General features: G+C 45.2%; 18 protein-coding genes. 4 read left to right on the top strand and 14 right to left on the bottom strand.

Translation table 11 applies throughout. The annotated features are described in order from the left end of the window. Positions 1-328: 328 nt before the first annotated feature. The 7 genes from ACFP56_RS14450 to ACFP56_RS14420 form a co-directional block, all read right to left on the bottom strand. The gene (locus tag ACFP56_RS14450) at positions 329-1,963 is read right to left on the bottom strand and encodes an alkaline phosphatase (protein WP_379235692.1); all 1,635 of its coding nucleotides are present in this window, start codon (positions 1,961-1,963) and stop codon (positions 329-331) included. A gap of 186 nt (positions 1,964-2,149) precedes the next feature. Beyond that, the gene (locus ACFP56_RS14445; RefSeq protein WP_379235690.1) at positions 2,150-2,413 is read right to left on the bottom strand and encodes an HPr family phosphocarrier protein; all 264 of its coding nucleotides are present in this window, start codon (positions 2,411-2,413) and stop codon (positions 2,150-2,152) included. Continuing rightward, entirely contained in the window at positions 2,410-4,131 is a 1,722-nt protein-coding gene (gene ptsP, locus ACFP56_RS14440; protein ID WP_379235688.1) for a phosphoenolpyruvate--protein phosphotransferase, read from the bottom strand. The genes ACFP56_RS14445 and ptsP overlap by 4 nt, the downstream gene beginning before the upstream one ends. Before the next feature lie 29 nt (positions 4,132-4,160). After that, positions 4,161-5,309: a mannitol-1-phosphate 5-dehydrogenase gene (locus ACFP56_RS14435; RefSeq protein ID WP_379235686.1), complete on the bottom strand. Its 1,149-nt coding sequence runs from the start codon at positions 5,307-5,309 to the stop codon at positions 4,161-4,163. A gap of 1 nt (position 5,310) precedes the next feature. After that, complete coding sequence (locus ACFP56_RS14430; protein ID WP_379235684.1) at positions 5,311-5,745, bottom strand: PTS sugar transporter subunit IIA; 435 nt, start codon at positions 5,743-5,745, stop codon at positions 5,311-5,313. A 6-nt stretch (positions 5,746-5,751) separates the two neighbouring features. Then, the gene (locus ACFP56_RS14425) at positions 5,752-7,830 is read right to left on the bottom strand and encodes a BglG family transcription antiterminator (protein WP_379235683.1); all 2,079 of its coding nucleotides are present in this window, start codon (positions 7,828-7,830) and stop codon (positions 5,752-5,754) included. A gap of 81 nt (positions 7,831-7,911) precedes the next feature. Then, positions 7,912-9,378 carry a PTS mannitol transporter subunit IICB gene (locus ACFP56_RS14420; protein ID WP_379235682.1) on the bottom strand — a complete coding sequence of 489 codons (1,467 nt, stop codon included), beginning with the start codon at positions 9,376-9,378 and terminating at the stop codon, positions 7,912-7,914. A gap of 327 nt (positions 9,379-9,705) precedes the next feature. Between ACFP56_RS14420 and ACFP56_RS14415 the strand changes: the two genes are divergently transcribed. Beyond that, a complete protein-coding gene (locus ACFP56_RS14415; RefSeq protein ID WP_379235680.1) occupies positions 9,706-10,392 on the top strand; it encodes a metal-dependent hydrolase in 687 nt (228 codons plus the stop codon). A 70-nt stretch (positions 10,393-10,462) separates the two neighbouring features. Here ACFP56_RS14415 and ACFP56_RS14410 read toward each other — a convergent pair whose 3' ends face one another. The 5 genes from ACFP56_RS14410 to ACFP56_RS14390 all read right to left on the bottom strand — a co-directional run bounded on the left by ACFP56_RS14410 (position 10,463) and on the right by ACFP56_RS14390 (position 13,219). Next, the gene (locus tag ACFP56_RS14410; RefSeq protein WP_379235678.1) at positions 10,463-10,741 is read right to left on the bottom strand and encodes a YfzA family protein; all 279 of its coding nucleotides are present in this window, start codon (positions 10,739-10,741) and stop codon (positions 10,463-10,465) included. A 51-nt stretch (positions 10,742-10,792) separates the two neighbouring features. Further along, positions 10,793-11,284: a PCYCGC motif-containing (lipo)protein gene (locus tag ACFP56_RS14405; RefSeq protein WP_379235676.1), complete on the bottom strand. Its 492-nt coding sequence runs from the start codon at positions 11,282-11,284 to the stop codon at positions 10,793-10,795. A gap of 87 nt (positions 11,285-11,371) precedes the next feature. Next, on the bottom strand, positions 11,372-11,980 hold the full coding sequence (locus tag ACFP56_RS14400) for an ABC-2 transporter permease (protein ID WP_379235674.1): 609 nt from the start codon (positions 11,978-11,980) through the stop codon (positions 11,372-11,374). After that, complete coding sequence (locus ACFP56_RS14395; protein ID WP_379235671.1) at positions 11,961-12,842, bottom strand: ABC transporter ATP-binding protein; 882 nt, start codon at positions 12,840-12,842, stop codon at positions 11,961-11,963. The genes ACFP56_RS14400 and ACFP56_RS14395 overlap by 20 nt, the downstream gene beginning before the upstream one ends. After that, the gene (locus tag ACFP56_RS14390) at positions 12,842-13,219 is read right to left on the bottom strand and encodes a GntR family transcriptional regulator (protein ID WP_379235669.1); all 378 of its coding nucleotides are present in this window, start codon (positions 13,217-13,219) and stop codon (positions 12,842-12,844) included. The genes ACFP56_RS14395 and ACFP56_RS14390 overlap by 1 nt, the downstream gene beginning before the upstream one ends. A 259-nt stretch (positions 13,220-13,478) precedes the next feature. Here ACFP56_RS14390 and ACFP56_RS14385 point away from each other — a divergent pair, with 259 nt between their 5' ends. Together ACFP56_RS14385 and ACFP56_RS14380 are read left to right on the top strand one after the other, a co-directional pair. Then, the gene (locus ACFP56_RS14385; protein ID WP_379235667.1) at positions 13,479-14,153 is read left to right on the top strand and encodes a stalk domain-containing protein; all 675 of its coding nucleotides are present in this window, start codon (positions 13,479-13,481) and stop codon (positions 14,151-14,153) included. A gap of 125 nt (positions 14,154-14,278) precedes the next feature. Beyond that, a complete protein-coding gene (locus ACFP56_RS14380; protein ID WP_379235664.1) occupies positions 14,279-14,725 on the top strand; it encodes a CHRD domain-containing protein in 447 nt (148 codons plus the stop codon). Positions 14,726-14,844: 119 nt separating this feature from the next. Here ACFP56_RS14380 and ACFP56_RS14375 read toward each other — a convergent pair whose 3' ends face one another. After that, a complete protein-coding gene (locus ACFP56_RS14375) occupies positions 14,845-15,279 on the bottom strand; it encodes a CBS domain-containing protein (protein ID WP_379235662.1) in 435 nt (144 codons plus the stop codon). Between the two features lie 136 nt (positions 15,280-15,415). On the opposite strand from ACFP56_RS14375, the gene ACFP56_RS14370 reads away from it, so the two are divergent. Further along, a complete protein-coding gene (locus ACFP56_RS14370; protein WP_379235660.1) occupies positions 15,416-16,918 on the top strand; it encodes an FAD-dependent oxidoreductase in 1,503 nt (500 codons plus the stop codon). Between the two features lie 85 nt (positions 16,919-17,003). On the opposite strand, the gene glpX is transcribed toward ACFP56_RS14370, so the two are convergent. Next, entirely contained in the window at positions 17,004-18,014 is a 1,011-nt protein-coding gene (gene glpX, locus ACFP56_RS14365) for a class II fructose-bisphosphatase (RefSeq protein ID WP_379235909.1), read from the bottom strand. Positions 18,015-18,018 lie beyond the last annotated feature (4 nt).

Genomic DNA, 18,018 nt, shown 5'->3' with positions numbered 1-18,018 from the left:
TTTTTAGTAAAGAATCGACCCCCATTTAAAGCATTATATAGATAATAATTTTAACTAACACAAAAAAAGGATAATCTACTATCATTGGTGCTCATTCCAGTTTAAATGAATGCTGCAAAAGAGTAACATAAGAAAGTATAGGTTTTACTTCAAAAATTAAACAATTCTGTTTTTTTGACGCAATATTTGTCAAATGAAAAAATATGCAAGCGCTACTCTTTTAAAAAGATTATTAGCAAAACGAGCTGGCCTCGGTTCATTCCCGGCACCAGCTCGTTCTCTTTCACTACGGCATAAAAAAGATCACACTATTCTTAACGTTATAACGTTATGGAAGCAGATCAACAGCAGATTGCGGAACGTACGTTTTTTCTCCGTTAAACACGACAACCCCATCCAGCTGATGCTCCTTGCCATTTAAGATCGCGATGCTTTTGTAGATTGGCAGCTCCAGCGTATCGTTTCCTTTCGTAATCACAACGATAGGATTGTACAGATCCTTATTATTCCACGATACTTCTGCACCTTTTTGCTCAAAAGCTTCACGTGCCGATACAAACAGCTTTTTGGAAGCTTCATTAAGATCAACGCCAAGCTTGCGCGCCATATAGAAGGCTACATCTGTATTTTCAACGACGCCAGTCAGATTATCTCCATCTGGTGACCATGAGTACAGTACAACATCCTCTCCTGTGTGACCGCCAGTTGTCCAGCCAATGCCTGAACGCTTAGAGATCATTGGCCCAACCGTGTAGTTCATAGAGCGCGATGGCGTGCTCTTAATCGCAGCCACCTCTTCATCTGTTAGATCTGTAATGCCGTAATATTGTGCCATAACCTCATTCACATTGGAAAAATCTTCATTGAACTTTCTCGCTACCCCTTCACCCGTTAAAGAAGCTTTCTTTAGCGGATCAATAAAATAGGACAACGGCAGCTTATCATAATTGCTAGACGTCGCAGCATTCCCAATCGTTATGCCGCCATTGCCGTGGTCCGTTACGGAGATAACCGCTGTATCTTGGTGCTTCTTCGCATAATCGAGTGCAACTCCTACAGCTTTATCGAACGCAGCTACATCACTAATAATACCGATTGGATCATTGGCATGAGCTGCCCAATCAATCTTGGAGCCTTCAACCATAAGGAAGAAGCCCTCTTCATTACGTGATAGAACGTCAAGCGCCTTAGCCGTCATTTCTGCAATGCTTGGCTGTTTTGATGGATCACGATCCATATCGTAATCCAGAGCAGCAGGAGCAAACAATCCCCATAGCTTGTCGCTTGTCGATCCGCGCATTGCTGCCGGTGTAGTTACATAATCGTAGCCACGATCCTTTAGAACCTGGATTAAATCCTCTTTATCCTTGCGAGCATCCGGCTGCAGATACTGGTAACCAGAACCTAGAACAACATCCAGGTTAGCATACACCTGCTGCTCACTAAGCGCATCATAATTGCTGCGACCAGGATAATGTGCTGTGAAATCCGCAGGGGTCGCATGCATCACCTCTGACGTTGAAATAATTCCTGTTGATTTGCCAGCAAGTCTAGCTGCCTCCAACACGGAAGCAACAGGCTTGCGGCGATCCTCTTCAGCAATAATAGGAAGGCCGGGCATTGTATATTCATCAGGCAGAACACCTACGAATCCTGTATGGCTTTTGTGTCCTGTCGCAAATGCTGTACCAGCTGGTGCAGAGTCTGCAATCGGCGCATCAGCAGAATATGTACGTACGAGGCCTGAAGCCATCTCATCAAGCGCTAACGGCTCTCCTCCTTGATACCAGCGCGTCAGTGTCGTAGCACCAACACTCATGCCATCCGGGATTAATATAATTACATTTTTGACTTGACCTCCACTCGTCTCCTCTGCAGAGGTCTGTGGAACTGCTAAACCAACCGCTAAGGCAAGAGTTGAAAGCCAAAGCACTGCTTTTTTACCTGCTTTTTTAATTGTCATTAAACGATCCCTCCAATTCGTTATTTACAATTGAAGTTTAGATACATAGTGTTAACACAATTCATAGAATTCATGGATATTTTGTAAATGAATGATTTGTAATGTTATGGAAAAGAAAACACATAAGGCCGATTATGGAGGCTTTCCCTCCACAACCGGCCTTATTCGCCATAGAAATAATGTTAGCTATTCTTCAAAAATTTGCGTCAGCAGACCGCCAAGCTCCTTTAGCGCTTCTTCCTCGCGCTCGCCATCAACCTCTAGAAGCACCTCATCGCCTTGAGCCAGACCTAACGTCAGCAGGCTCAACGAGCTCTTGCCATTCACTTTTTTCTCGCCTTTGGTCAAACTTACTTTGCATGGATACTGAGATGCCGCTTGAACGAAAATTTTCGTTGGACGCGCATGAAAGCCTTGCGGGTGAATAATCGTATACGTTTGTGATATCATCGGGAAGCACTCCTTTGTTCGACTAATTGTTTTACTTCTTCCTGTGTGCCTAATTGCAACGCTTCTTCAGCAATCGACTTCCACTCTGCCTGTGACAGCCGACTAATTTGCTCGCGTGCAGGGAGAACGGAGCTTGCGCTCATGCTGAACTCATCTAGCCCAAGCCCTAGCAGCAGCGGAATCGCGATCTGATCGCCAGCCATCTCGCCGCACATGCCGCTCCACTTGCCAGCACGCTTAGCTGCCGAGATCACCATCTGAACAAGACGCAATATACTCGGATGATAAGGCTGGTACAGATAGGAGACCGATTCATTCATGCGATCAGCTGCCATCGTGTACTGAATGAGATCGTTCGTGCCGATGCTGAAGAAATCCACTTCCTTGGCAAATGCATCCGCATTAAGCGCAGCTGCAGGAATCTCGATCATCATGCCTACCTCGATATCGTCGGATACAGCTATTCCCTCTGCGATCAGCTTTGCTCTTTCCTCTTCCAGTATACGCTTCGCTTCGCGAAGCTCGCTTAGGACAGCAATCATCGGGAACATGATGTTCAGCTTGCCTGCTGTACTTGCACGCAATAGCGCACGAAGCTGCGTGCGGAATACATCCTCACGCGTTAAGCAGAAGCGAAGCGCTCGCAAGCCCAAGAACGGATTGCTTTCCTTCGGCAGCTCCAGGTAGTCTAGCTCCTTATCGCCGCCAATGTCGAGTGTACGAATGACGACACGCTTGCCGTCCAGCTTCTCTAGCACATGCTTATAAATCTGAACCTGCTCTTCCTCTGTCGGGAAGCTTTTACGACCCATATAGATAAATTCTGTACGGAAAAGTCCTACGCCGTCGGCACCATTCTCAAGCACCTTGGCCACATCCTCTACGCTTCCAATATTGGCAGCAAGCTCGACATGCACGCCATCTGCTGATACTGACGCTTGTGTAGCAAGCTTCTTCAGCTGCGCTTTGCGCTCTTCATAGCGAATTTTCTTCTCCTGATACGCTGCAAGCTCCTGCTCACTTGGGTCGATAATGACTTTCCCTTCGTTCGCATCCATAATGATGATCGCACCGTCCGTAACGCGATCAAGAAATGCCTGAGCGCCAACGACAGCCGGCAGCTCCAAGGAGCGCGCCATAATCGCGGAATGCGAGGTGCGGCTTCCAATTTCGGTAACAAAGCCGCGTACATATTGAAGATCAAGCTGAGCCGTGTCCGATGGCGTCAGATCGTTAGCTACAATAATCGTTTCTTCCGAAATACCGCTAAGCGTTGCATAAGGCTTGCCTGTCAGATGCGCCATAACACGGCCTGACACATCCTTCACGTCTGCTGCTCGCTCGCGCAGCATTTCATTATCCATTTCCTGCAGCATTTCAACTATGGCAACCGTAATCTCATGCAGCGCATATTCTGCATTAATCTGCTCATCTGCAATTTTATCAATCGTATTATCAATCAAGTCAGGGTCCATTAGCAAAAACAAATGCGCTTCAAATATTTCAGCCTTTTGCGCCCCTAGCTTCTCTTCTGTCATCTGACGAATGGCTTCAATCTCTTGCTTGGCTTTTTCTACAGCCTGACGAAAACGGTCTGTCTCTGCTTCAATATCCGTGATCGATTCTTTTATCGGACTATAATTCACACTAGCAAATTTGAATGCTTTAGCGATCGCTATACCCGGAGATGCTGCCACACCTGTTAAGTATTGAGTCATGATTTCTCTTCCTCCTCCGTCCACTTCGCTTATTTTGCAGAAGCGGCCTCGTAGCTTGCTACTACCATACGATGAATAGGATGGTCTGCCTCCAGCGAAGTAACCTTTGCAACCGTCTCGCTGACACCTGCCTGCTGCATTAGCTGCTGCAGCTCAACAGATTCAGGATCATCCTTCACATCAAAGCGCAATGCTGCTGCCATAACCTTTGCCAGCTGCTTCGGCTCAATCCCCGCCTCATAAGCGAGCAATGCAGGGCGAACCAAGCGATCATTCGGAGAAAGCTTGCGCAGCGGAGAACGACCGACACGTGAAATTTCGTCTGTCAGCTCCGTATTGCGAAAACGCTCAATAATCGTATCGATATAGCGCTGATGCTCTGCCTCATCGAACTGATATCGCGCAATCAATGCACCACCAGATTCAGCGAGTGCCGCCCTTACTTGATCTACAACCTGCTCGTCAGCCATCGCTTGCTGAATCGTTTCATAGCCAAGCAGATTGCCAATATACGCTGCGGATGCATGACCGGTATTTACCGTAAACAGCTTGCGCTCAATGTACGGCTGCAGCTCCTGCACATAATGAACGCCTTCAATGACGCGATAGCCCTTAAGCATCTTCGATTCATCAACAACCCATTCATGGAAAGGCTCAACCGTTACGGCTAGACGGTCCTCATGGTGCTGGATCGGCACGATGCGGTCAACCGCGGCGTCAGGAAACGCAGCAAATTGATCCAGCTTGGCCTTCGCTTCGTCTGACAAATGCTCCAGCACATGCGCTTTCAGCTGCGAGCTGCCGCCGATCGCATTTTCACATGCGATTACATGTAACGGCGCTGCTCCTGCCGCAATACGCTGCTCAATGCCTTGCGCAATACCTTTGGCGATATGCTTTAATATGTTTACGCCTACTGCTGTTGTGACAAGCTCCGCCTTGGCAACTGTGCTGGCTACCTGCTCAAGATCTGTTCCATCTATTGCCGAAACGCCAGTTACAACAACTTGATCGTGGGTTTCATTGGCAAGCGTTACGGTATATTCACCACGCTTTTGCAGCTCTTGGACAAGCTCTTGATTCACATCAGAGAATATGACATCGTACCCAGCCTCAGATAGCAGCAAGCCAATAAATCCGCGCCCGATGTTCCCTGCTCCAAAATGCAAAGCGATCATATTATTCCATCTCGCTTTCAAAAATATCGATTAGTTGTTGAGGCGTTTCTGCTTTCACAATCCGATCCAGATTTTCTTCATCTGAGCATACCATTGCCACACTCGTCAGAATATCCATATGGTCATCACCTACTGCTGCAATGCCGATGACTACATAAGCGGTATCTCCATCACCAAACGCTACACCATCAGGAATTTGTACGATGGATAGACCAGTGCTTTTAATTTTGCCTTTGGCTTCATTCGTACCGTGCGGAATCGCAAGGCCACCGCCCATATAAGTAGACAGAACCTGTTCGCGCTCAATCATGCTTTCCACATAATCCGCTTCTGCGTGTCCAGCTTGCACAAGCAGCTCGCCTGCGATGCGGATCGCTTCGAATTTGTCGCTAGCCTTAACATTCAATTTCACTTTATCCGTTGATAGTATACTCATCTGATGTCACTCACCTTTTTGTTTAGTTTTATAAAATGCGTGCAGTTTTGTCGTTAGATAATGCCTAATTGACTGCTCTTCTCCGCGATGCAGCAGCTCAATCAACTCGTCCTCAAGCAGCAAAGCGCTAATTTCACTTAGAACCTCAAGGCTTTCCCACGGAAGGCTTTGTGGCGCCAGCATTAACAGGAACTGATCCAGGCGGCTCTGCTGCTGCTTATCGACCTCGATAGGCTTGCTCAGTCGATACAGCGTCAAGGAAGAGGTAAGTATCGAAGTACTGCGAGTATGGAACAATGCTAGATTCGTGCCCGGGATCATCTGTGTTCCTTTTTTTTCTCGATCAAGCAAGCGTTGCTTGACCAGATCAGGCTCTACGATCAGCTCCTTCTGCTGCACATCAAAACAGGCAGCCTCCAGTACTGAAGGTAAATTCTCATATTCCGCCTCAAGCTGAACAACCTCAAATTGCTCTAGTATCCACAGAATTTGATCAAGCGTTATTTTATGGCTCATAAGCTGGTCAAGCTCGGCTTCTGCACTATGAGCAGAATTGGCATGGAGTTCGTCAGCATCCGCATAAGGCTTGCTTGCAATAGCAGTAGTTCGAATATAGGCTAACAGGTGATCGGCATCCTCCTGTGTTATTAAGGGACTAACCTTCAAATAAGAGGATGGATTGATCGGCAGATCAATCGTCGATATGATCATGTCGTACCGTTCCTTCGGTATACGAGAAGCCTCATACCATGAGACACGATCTACAATGCGTATTTGAGGAAATTCCTTTTGCAGCCGCACCTGCAGCAGCTTGGATGATCCGATTCCCGTGCTGCATACCAATATCGCATGCACATCAGGCTGGAGCTGCTTCGAGCGCTCCAGTGCAGCGCCAAAATGAGTGACGATGAAGCCAATCTCCTCATTTGGAATATCAATATTGGGCAAATGTCTGGCTGCTGCCGTTCGTACCGTAGCAAACAGCTCGTCATAATCCTTCATAATATGCTCCAGCAATGGGTTTCGTATCACATGCCCGTCGCTAAGTCGCTGCAGCGACACCTTCATATGATGAAACAACCCGTCGCGCAACGATCGATCCTCACTAAAATCAACCTTGAACGTGCGTTCTACCTCTTGCGTGATTTGCCCGATTGCCTGTGTAAGCATCAGATCATCACCAAGCAATGATTGCAAATACTCCTCATGAACCTTCGCAATAATGAAATAAATGTATGTTTTTTCTTCATTCGTAAATTCAATAGCAAAATGCTTTGACAGCAGCTCAATTAATAGCTCGGTTGTAGACTCATGAAGGTCATGGCGAAACCTAAGCTTCTTCCATTCCCCTTGTTGAATGCTTCGCCGAGACCGTATTCTGTTTATGGCAATTGACAATCTAAGCAACAGGTCGGTATACGCCTCTTCACTTAAGTGGCTTTCCCACTGCTCCTCCCATAGCCACAAGGTGCTCTCAACATCAGACATGATGGACTTGCCAGCAAGCTGAAACAATCGTTGATACAGCGGATGCTCCTCTAATCGAAGAGGATCGGTAATGAGCTCTGTTGGATCTAGACGCAGCTTGATAAGCTGACGGATCAACTCTCTTAGCTGTGTTTCGGTGCCAGATAATACGACGCCAAGACCTCTTTTTCGAACGAGCATGACACGCCATTTCTTGACCCACTTTTCAAGCATGTTCAAATCATTTGTGATCGTCGAGACCGCAACCTTAAGATCGTAGCCCAGCGCGAAAAGCTTGATTGGTTCATCTGCCGTCAGCAGTAAACACAAGATAAGCAGCTGTCGATCCTCAGCGGTATAGTCCACTTCCTTTATGGACGACAGGCTTTCCACCAGCGCCTTCTGCTGCTCTGGGCTGCCGCTTAGCTTAATGCCAGAACCAGATTTTCGGATTAGCTCCATATGAAATGCTGTTAAGTATTGTTCGACATTCGTTAATTCCCGATGGATCGTTCTCGCGCTAACATCAATCTGCTGGGCAATCTCACCAACCGTTAGTTCACCTTCTGCCTGCAACAGAATTTCAATGATCTGACGAGTGCGATTGGACATATTCATCTTATTACCCGCCTATCCATAGAATGACCACCTTGCTGCAGGAAAGTCCTTCAGCAAGAGTGGCCTAGTAAAAAACATAACTTATTTGGTTAAGCGTTCGATGAGCTGATCATATTCAGGAGCTTTAAGGAAGTTGTCGATTGAAATATGCTCGGCTTCAGGCTGCTTTTGTTTCGCACGGTCAGTTAACGTTTTATGTGTAATGACGATATCCGCATCATTAGGAATGTCACTGATCGCCGTATTCGTAACTGTAATATCAGACCCTGCCGCCTTCATTTTCTTGCGTAGAATCGAAGCGCCCATTGCGCTTGAGCCCATTCCGGCATCACAAGCAAATACGATTTTGTGCACATCCTCAGCCGTTTTTCCAGCACCCTGCTCAATGATGTCAGCAGCCTGTTGAACCGCGTTAGCGTTAGATGATGGATTGGAGTGTTGTGCCGTTTCAATCTTTCCTGCAGCCTTCATTTCCTTCATTTTTTCAGCTGCAGCTTCCAGATCCTCTTCCTCCGCCTTGTCCTTTGTTGTTTTCAACAGAAGAACGGAAATCACAAAGGATACTACCGTTGCAACAATGAAGCCGGCAAGCACTGGGAACAAGCCGCCTTTTGGCGCCATTGCAATCAAGGCAACAATACTACCCGGTGAAGGCGTTGCCACCAAGCCAGCACCTAGTATAGAAAATGTAAATGTACCCGCTACACCACCAGCAATAACCGATACGATCAGCTTCGGATTCATCAGGACATACGGGAAGTAGATCTCATGAATACCACCGACAGCATGAATCAACACCGCACCTGGTGCTGTGTTTCGCGCAGAACCGCGACCCACAATCATATAAGCAAGCAGTATGCCCAAACCAGGACCTGGATTCGATTCAAGCAAGAATAGAATCGATTGACCGAGCTGAGAGGCTTCATTCAGTCCGATTGGACCAAGCACCCCATGGTTGATCGCATTGTTCAAAAATAAAATTTTCGCCGGCTCAATAATGATATTGGCAAGCGGTATAAGATTATGGTTGACTAAGAATTCAACACCTGTTGTTAAAACTGCTGTTATTTTCTCAATCAGCGGACCGATTCCTAAGTAAGAGACGATCGTTAAAATTCCCCCAATGATACCTAGCGAGAAGTTATTAACGAGCATTTCAAAACCTGATTTAATTTTGCCTTCAATCAGCGCGTCAAATTTTTTCAAGATCCATGCTGCCAACGGACCACACACCATTGCGCCTAGCAGCATTGGGATTTCAGCACCAATGATAACACCCATCGTCATTAATGCCCCAATTACGCCACCGCGTTGTTTGTGAACCATCGTACCGCCTGTATAACCGATAAGTAGCGGTAATAGATATTTAAGGGTTGGACCAACAAGCTCTGCCAAACTCTCATTCGGCCACCATCCTGTTGGAATAAATAAAGCGGTTAACAGCCCCCACGCAATAAATGCGCCGATATTGGGCATGACCATACCGCTTAAGAAACGACCGAACTTCTGAACGGCAACACGAACGCCATTCTGCTGCTCCATTTCCATACCTCCTAATTTTCAAATGGAATATCGTATTTGATACGTTTACATCCTAATCCATTCCCTTAATATCAAGCAACAAAAGGAAAATGACATTTTGTCAGTCGTATTGTTGCCACAAATGAATTTAATTATTTACAAATCGCCTATAGCCCTTGATAGTAAAGCGCTTTCATAGATACGTGTATTTTCGACCACTGATTCAATAAAGCAAAAATTTTCTCTTTTACATGCCTGTTTTTGCGTATCGAGAATTGTTATTTAGGTTCACCTGCATGATATACTTAAAGGCGGCAAGGCTATCTCAATCGTATTGAAAGGAGTTCATCTTCTATGAAAATCACGTTTTTAGGTCATGCCTGTTTATTGGTGGAGGGCTCGGGAAAACGAATCATTATCGATCCTTTTCTTAGCGGGAACCCTGTTGCGCCGTTGAAGCCAGAAGAGATTCAAGTCGATGCTGTTGTGCTAACGCACGGTCATCAGGATCATTCCAGTGATGCGGCCTCTATCGCACTTTCCAATGAATGCCCGGTTGTTGCAGTAGTTGAGCTCGCTTCATTAGTAGGTCTGTCCGGCGCTCAAACGATCGGAGTAAATACCGGAGGCAGATATCAGCTTGGTGATGGGGTATCTGTGAAATTCACTCAAGCCTTCCACAGCTCATCATATGAGGTTGATGGTGTTGCACATTATGCTGGACAAGCTCAAGGTGTGATCGTCTCGATGGGAGATAAGGTCCTGTATCATATGGGGGACACTGCGTTATTTTCCGACATTAAATTAATTGGCGAGCTACATAAAATTGATATTGCAGCCGTACCAATTGGAGATCATTTTACGATGGGACCAGATGAAGCGTTGCTGGCTGCACAATGGACTGGCGCTGAACACATTATTCCGATACACTTCAATACATTTCCGCCAATTAAACAAAGCGGTGAAACCTTCGTTGCTCAGTTGGAAAAGCAACATCAGCAAGGACACGAGCTGGCTCCCGGACAGTCCATTACAATCTAAAATACAGCAGATAGAACAAGCCTAAGCCGGCATAGGATAACAGAAAGCTATCCATGCCGGCTTTAATCGTTTATTTTTCACGTTTTGATTGTATAACACTCATCATTGCAGACAGAAAAAAAATAACAAAGAGAAGCACGGTAAGCAAATTGAATTCAGGCGTTTCATATAGTGCAAACCTCTCGGTAAACCATTGTGATTCAGCAAGACGAGTAAACAGGGTTCCCTCTCTAAATTTTGGAGGGAATCGATCAAAAATAATAAAAAACAGGTGAATAATTGCATAAGCACCAAGGTAATGGACCCAAGACTGCTTTAAGATTGTCGGCTTACGATTAGTCGTCTCCATATCTTCAACTCCTTACCATAGCTTTCGAATTAGCCATTCATGTTGTTCAGGCTAGGATAACGGTGTAGGTTCACCAAAGCCTTCTCCATACATCTCTTCGATGATGCTGCGAATTTCATCTGGCTCGTAGCCTTGCTTCACAAGACTTGCAGTTGTTAATGCGGTATCGACACAAATGCCGCAACGTGTTCCGTGGTCATCCCATATCACTTCATCTTCCCTCATCTCGGCAATAAAGCAGTTGAAATTGTTTTTATGTCCTATTTCACTGCAGCCGCAATAGCAGGGTACTTGCTTCAAGGCTTCAGGCAGCAGTGCAGCTGCTTGATAGGCTACAATTGTCTTTTCTGAAGCTCCATCCAAAAAGGAAGGCAGTATCGCTCCGGACGATGTGCTTTCTTGAATATCTGCGCTTGACGTAATATGATGGCCGTGATCATGATCGACTTCATTATGATTTTGATTCATTGCATTTGTTCCACAGCCAGTCAGCAGTACGCCTGCAAGCACTACGTGTGCTGCTAGTGTTAGGGTTCGTTTCACTGCGAGTTCGCTCCTTTATGTTCACTTTATATCACAATACCCCTTCTGCCTGTCATTTGTCCATATTACGCCAATTTCCCAAAAAGATTACGCTGCTTTCTTATAATAAATACGCAAGGATAACAGCCATGACAGCACATACACCCCAAACACAATACAGCCAGCCATCGTGTAAAGTTGACCTGCCTGCATCGCAAGCAGCTTGCCTACCAGTTCTCTAATCAGATCATTCAAATTTGGAACGAACAGATTGATGACGACAAGATAGGCTGCAAATGCTGCAAAAAAAGCAATCATTAGGTAGCTGCTTTTGAATTTATAGGATACCGGAAAGCTAAAGGAAACGTACAGCATCACCAAGTACAGCATAAGCAATAGCTCTTTCCATGAGAAAAGCTCGCCGTGTATGATGAGATGTCCCAGCACCACTGTAAGTGCGATAATTATCGTAATGACCAATGCTCCCAGATATTTCGCGCTAACGATTTCTTTTTTCGTATAGGGCAATGAATTAAGCAATAAATGAATTTGCGACTTCTCGTCTGCTGCAAAAGCTTGCATCGTAAAGGCGATGCAAAATATAATGCCAATAAAGAGGGAAGGTGAATTCAATAGCATATAGACGACCAAAAGTGGCAGTAAAATGAAAAATGTATTTCTTTGCAACACAATATCCTTAACAATTAAATGAAGCAACCGACCCAGCTCCTTTCTTTGTGTAGAACATGATGTCCTCCAGTGTAGCCTTCTCCATCAATACCATATCTCCAAATGTCTGGACTACGCGCGCTTTGTTGGCTGTTAACGCCTCAAAGCCATGATTGGATCTACGTATGGAGATAAACTCCTTCTCAGTGTCTCGATCCAATAGCTCCACTCCGCCCTTTACAATTGCGTACTCCTCTTCAATCTGAGTCAATTCCTTCGTAAACATAAGCTTGCCGTTGTGAATAAATGCGATATAGTCGGCGATACGATCCAGATCCGTCGTAATATGTGTAGAAAAGAAGATCGTTTTATCTCCGTCCTCCATAATATCGTGCAAGATGTCAAGCAGCTCTCTGCGAAATATTGGATCCAGTCCTGACGTAGGCTCATCCATAATAATCAGTTCTGCATGATGCGACAGCGCCATCGTTAAAGATGCCTTCATCATCATTCCTTTTGAAAACGACTTGATCTTTTGCTTTAGTGGCAGCTCGAACAGCTGCACGTAATGATGGAATAGCTGATCATCCCACTTCTTATAAGCAGACTTAATAATTTGCTTCATCTCCGCCAGCGTCAGCTGCTCATAAAACACATTCTCATCATATACGAAGCCGATACGCTGCTTAATCTCCTTTTCATGCTTTGCATAATCCAACCCGAACAATGAGATCGTTCCGGAATCAGGCTGAAGCAAATTCATCATCATTTTAATTGTCGTAGATTTTCCCACGCCATTTCCTCCGATAAAACCGGTTACGAAGCCTTTTTTGACAGACATGGAAAGATCCTTTATCTGAAACCTTTCAAATGATTTATTAACGTTATTCAGCTCTATGACGTTTACCATCATGCTTCCTCCTTATACAGCAGCGCTAGCAGCTCCAGGCACTCGCTTAAGCTCAGTCCAATTTCCTTACTATTCTGAACAGCGGCCAGCAGTTGCTCTTCAATCACCTTCATTTTTCTTTCCTTAATCATTTCATTGTTTTGCTCTGAGACAAAGGAGCCCTTACCGACAACAGAATATATAAACCCATTCCGCTCCAGCTCCTCATAAGCCCGCTTCGTTGTAATTACGCTAATATCAAGCTCCTTCGCCAATTGACGCATGGAAGGAAGTGCTTGACCCGGCTGCAGCTCATTCATCAGTATCTGCTTTTTTATTTGGCTGTAAATTTGCTCATAGATCGGTTCATTCGAATGATTCGAGATAATAATTTGCATGCATGATCCTCACCCAACGAAATATTGTATATATACTCTATATACTTTATATACAATATACACAATCCATATGTCATTCGCAACCTTTTTTTGAACATAGACTGATCGAGTTTCTTCGACAAGCTAATATTCAAGCTATATCTATTAAAATAACCGTTTATGAATTGCGAGAATTTTCTCATAAAAAATAGGAAATCGGGGTTATATGTTATGATTAGACCAAGCAAGGGGACTATCTATCGTAAGGAGTGAAGCAAGCTTGAAGAAAAAAATGTTCGCCACTGTTCTTATAGGTACTATCATTGCAAGTATGGCTACAGGTGCATATGGAGCAACGAAGCTTCAGGAAATAAAGGCATATCTGAATGCCGGAATTTCCCTAAAAGTAGACGGCAATCCATCCAAGCTTCAAGACAGCAACGGCAATCCTGTACTGCCGATCACTTACAATCATACAACCTATCTTCCAGTCCGCGCTGTGTCCGATGTACTAGGTGTTGCTGTGAATTATGACAGCAAAACAGACACGGTGCACCTCGGTGAAAGGATCGAAGGCGTTGCGATTACGAGTCAATTTAACAGCGTCTATCATACGAAGGACCCGGATAGTACCGTTTACAAAGGCAAGGATTATAAAGAAGTATTCTACGATGATGGCCTGCCTGACCGTCCTTCTGGCTTCATGCTGTTTCCAAAAGGACAGTATCAAACCTTAAGTCTGCAAATTGCAGCGATCAACGAGCCGATTCAGCAGCTCACAATAAAAGACTCTGACAAGAATATTATATTGAAGCGAGTAGCAAGCATTGCTCCTGATGACGGATTAATGACGATAGAGGTCGATATCGGCGGTGTAGACAGTATTTATGTTTCGGGAGACGTGAAAAAGGGTGGACAAGTGTTTGTTCCCTTGACCACTTCTTATTACAAATAATTCTAACTATTGAATCTAGCTTGTCGCGTTGATTAACCTAATTTTCATAGAAATAGACTTGCATACACGCTCCTTTCTTTGGATTGAATACATTAACGTATCTTCCAAATAAAGGAGTGGTTTCATTGAGTAAGTGGTTATTCAAAGCTAAATTAAGAGGTTCTCATGAGGTGCCATCTGTAGAAACTGATGCAAGAGGTCTTGCTCTATTGAAATTCAAACGTCATAACAACCATCTAAAGCTTGCTTACCTGGTTAAAATACGTGACATTGAGAGCTTAAGAAAAATCGATCTACATCTCGGCAGAAGAGGTCAGGTAGGCCCAGTTGTTGCAACACTGTATGGTCCAACAACTCCTGGAATATCTGTTTCAAGAGGTAAAGTGTTTGGCGTTCTTCGCAGCAGCGACCTTGTAGGCCCACTACGCGGTCATTCCCTTATCAAGCTTCTTAAGCTTATTCTTAAGGGCAAAATCTACGTTAATGTTCATACAACAGAGCATCCAAGAGGCGAAATTCGTGGTCAAGTTCACAAAAAGCACCGTCATCATTGTGGCTGCAACGAAGCTTAAAGCAAATTAAATAAACACAAATGAATGAAGCAGCCGGTCACGAGGACCGGCTGCTTTTTAGTTGATGATAAAGCATGTATCTGATTGTTAATTGATACATGGGCTAATGAATCATCTGGCTATTGCAAATACTGCTGCTCATGTTTTGAAATATCATGAAGCGCATGAGTGGCATCCGAAGTATTTTTCAATGCCATGTCTCCAAGTGCTACAACACCAACCAGCTTTCCTTGTTCTACAACTGGCAAGCGGCGCACCTGATAATGGGCCATTAAATCCGTTGCTTCATCAGCGAGCTCCTCAGGTGAAACCGTAATCAATTGATCGCTCATAACCTCCGTCACCGCAGTAGAGCCTGGTTTCTTCTGAGCATAGCCGCGTCTAACAAGATCTCGGTCCGTTACGACACCGATCAGCTTCGTACGATCCTGCTCATCTACGACCGGTATAAACCCTACCTCATGCTTCGCCATAAGCACTGCAATTTCATAGATGTTATCTTGTGGTGTAACTGTTAATGGGTCCGTCGTCATCATATCTTTTACTTTTTTCATGCTTTTACCACCTTTATTATGTTGTGCAACGCACTTATCATATACGGCGGCATCTACTTTTATCCCTTATTATCATACATAAATGAACACACGGAGGATAATGCTAACAAAAAAAGCAAAGAAAGGTGCTCCAGTGATGAATCTTCCACAATTTCCACAATCCTATTGGCTTAACTCTGCCGAACTTCCTCAGTTTCCTTCTTTAAAAGAGGATACCAAGTCCGATGTTGTAATCGTCGGTGCCGGAATAACAGGCATTACACTTGCTTATTTACTTGCTAAGCGCGGCAAATCAGTCATTATAATCGAGGCTGGCGAGGTTCTAAGCGGAACAACGGGCCATACTACTGCAAAAATAACGTGTCAGCACGACGTTATTTATGATGAGTTTATCTCTCATTTTGGCAAGGAACGAACCAAGCAATACTATGAAGCCAATAAGGAAGCCTTGCATTTCGTCAAGCAGCTGATTGATGAACACTCGATTGAGTGTGATTATAAGGAGCAGGATGCATGGCTGTATACAAAATCGGTAGACGAAATCCCAAAGCTGAAGCAGGAATATAGCGCTTATGAAGCACTTGGCATTGACGGCGAATTAACCGACAGCTCTCCCCTTCCTTTTACCGTTCGAGCGGGGCTTAAGATGCCGAAGCAGGCTCAGTTTAACCCAGTGCAGTACTTAGTGAAGCTGCTTGATCTTGCCATTCAACAAGGGGTTAAGGTTTACGAGCACACAACAGCTGCTACAGTAGATAAACCCTCGTATGTAATAACTAAGGAAGGCAAAAAAATTGAAAGCGAGCATATCGTCAGCTGCTCTCACTTTCCATTCTATGATGACCAGCAATTTTTCTTCGCCAGAATGTATTCAGAACGCTCCTACGCCATCTGCTTCAAGCCGAAGCAGCCTTATCCAGGAGGCATGTATCTTGGCATTGATGATCCGAAGCGCTCCCTTCGTTCGGTTACGATTGACGGAGAAGAATACGTGATCGCTGGCGGTGAAAACCACCCAACTGGACAAGGCATATGCACCATCAAGCACTATGAAGCGGTAGAACAATTCGCGGAACAAGCCTTTGGTATCGAAAAGATCATGTATCGCTGGTCTGCTCAAGATTATACGACGCTAGACAAGCTGCCGTTTATAGGTGCCACTGACCATAATCCAAAGCTCTATGTAGCTTCCGGTTATAAAAAATGGGGGATGACGACAGGAACGCTTGCCGCACTATTGCTGGACAAGACGATAAGCGGTGAGCAATCTCCTTACGAGGAGCTGTTTAGCCCGAAACGATTCTATGCTGATCCGACAGTAAAAACCTTCCTCACTTATGCGGGCAATATGGTCAAGCATATGGTCAAAGGCAAGCTGGAAGCTGTTACTAGGCAGCCAGAAGAGCTGGAGGCTGGTCAAGGCTCAGTCGTATCGGTAGATGGTAAACGAGCTGGGGCTTATCGCGATCATGAAGGACAGCTGCATATTGTCGATACGACCTGCACGCATATGGGGTGCGAGGTCGAATGGAATAGCGGAGATTTGTCTTGGGACTGTCCATGTCACGGCTCACGTTTCTCTTATCTAGGAGAAGTGCTCGATGGACCAGCCGACAAACCGTTGAAACGAATTCAATAATTGCTTCGATCCGACATTACGCAAACTCCCCTTCTGCCACGATGACGAAGGGGAGTTTGCCTTATCATAATTAGTCTGTTACATGCTATAGCAGATGCTCGATTGCCGCAGACTGAACCGCAGCTGGTTGAGCTGCAGAAACAAGCGGTTTATTCGGCAAGTAATGTGATGTTTTGATATAACGAATCGTTTTTGTTTTCGCACGCATGACAATCGAATCTGTCTCCGCGCGTTGATCGCCCAAATAACGTACGCCGCCTAGAAATTCACCAGGCGTTACGCCAGTTGCCGCAAAAATAACATCCTTCGTTCCAACCATATCATCCATCGTCAGCACGCGGTAAGGATCTGATATGCCCATAGCAATGCAACGCTCGTACTCTGTTGCATCTGCCGGCATCAAGCGACCTTGAATTTCACCGCCCAGACATTTCAACGCAGCCGCGGCAAGTACACCCTCAGGCGCACCGCCAGAACCGACATATAGATCGATCCCTGTTTCAGGGAATGCAGGAGCCATCGCACCAGCTACATCGCCATCTGGAAGAAATTTAATACGTACGCCTGTTTTGCGAAGAATTTTATTCAAGGATTCATGTCGTGCTCGATCCAGAATCATAACTGTTAGATCAGATACCTTTTTGTTAAGCGCGGAGGCAGCCTTTTGCAGCGTAATCTCCATCGGATCTGTAATGCTGACTTTTCCAACCAGCTCAGGACCGTATGCCAGCTTTTCCATATACATATCTGGCGCATGAAGCAATTGACCGCGATCGGCTACCGCAATAACTGAAAGCGCATTGTTTAAGCCTTTGGCCACGATCTCTGTGCCTTCCAGAGGATCAACTGCAACATCTACTTCTGGTCCTTGAAAGCTACCGACCTCTTCTCCTATGAACAGCATCGGTGCTTCGTCCATTTCTCCTTCACCAATGACTACTGTACCGTGTATGGATACCGAATCGAACATCTTTCTCATCGCGGTAGTCGCAGCGCCGTCTGCGCTGTTTTTATCTCCACGACCCATCCAAGGCGCAGAAGCAAGTGCAGCCATTTCCGTAACACGAACGATCTCCAATGCAAGTTCTCTCTCCATCATT

The sequence above is a fragment of the Paenibacillus septentrionalis genome, from assembly GCF_042659865.1.
GTDB classification, from domain to species: domain Bacteria; phylum Bacillota; class Bacilli; order Paenibacillales; family Paenibacillaceae; genus Pristimantibacillus; species Pristimantibacillus septentrionalis.
Note: the sequence above shows the minus strand (reverse complement) of the source record. Positions and strands in the feature narration are given on the sequence as shown.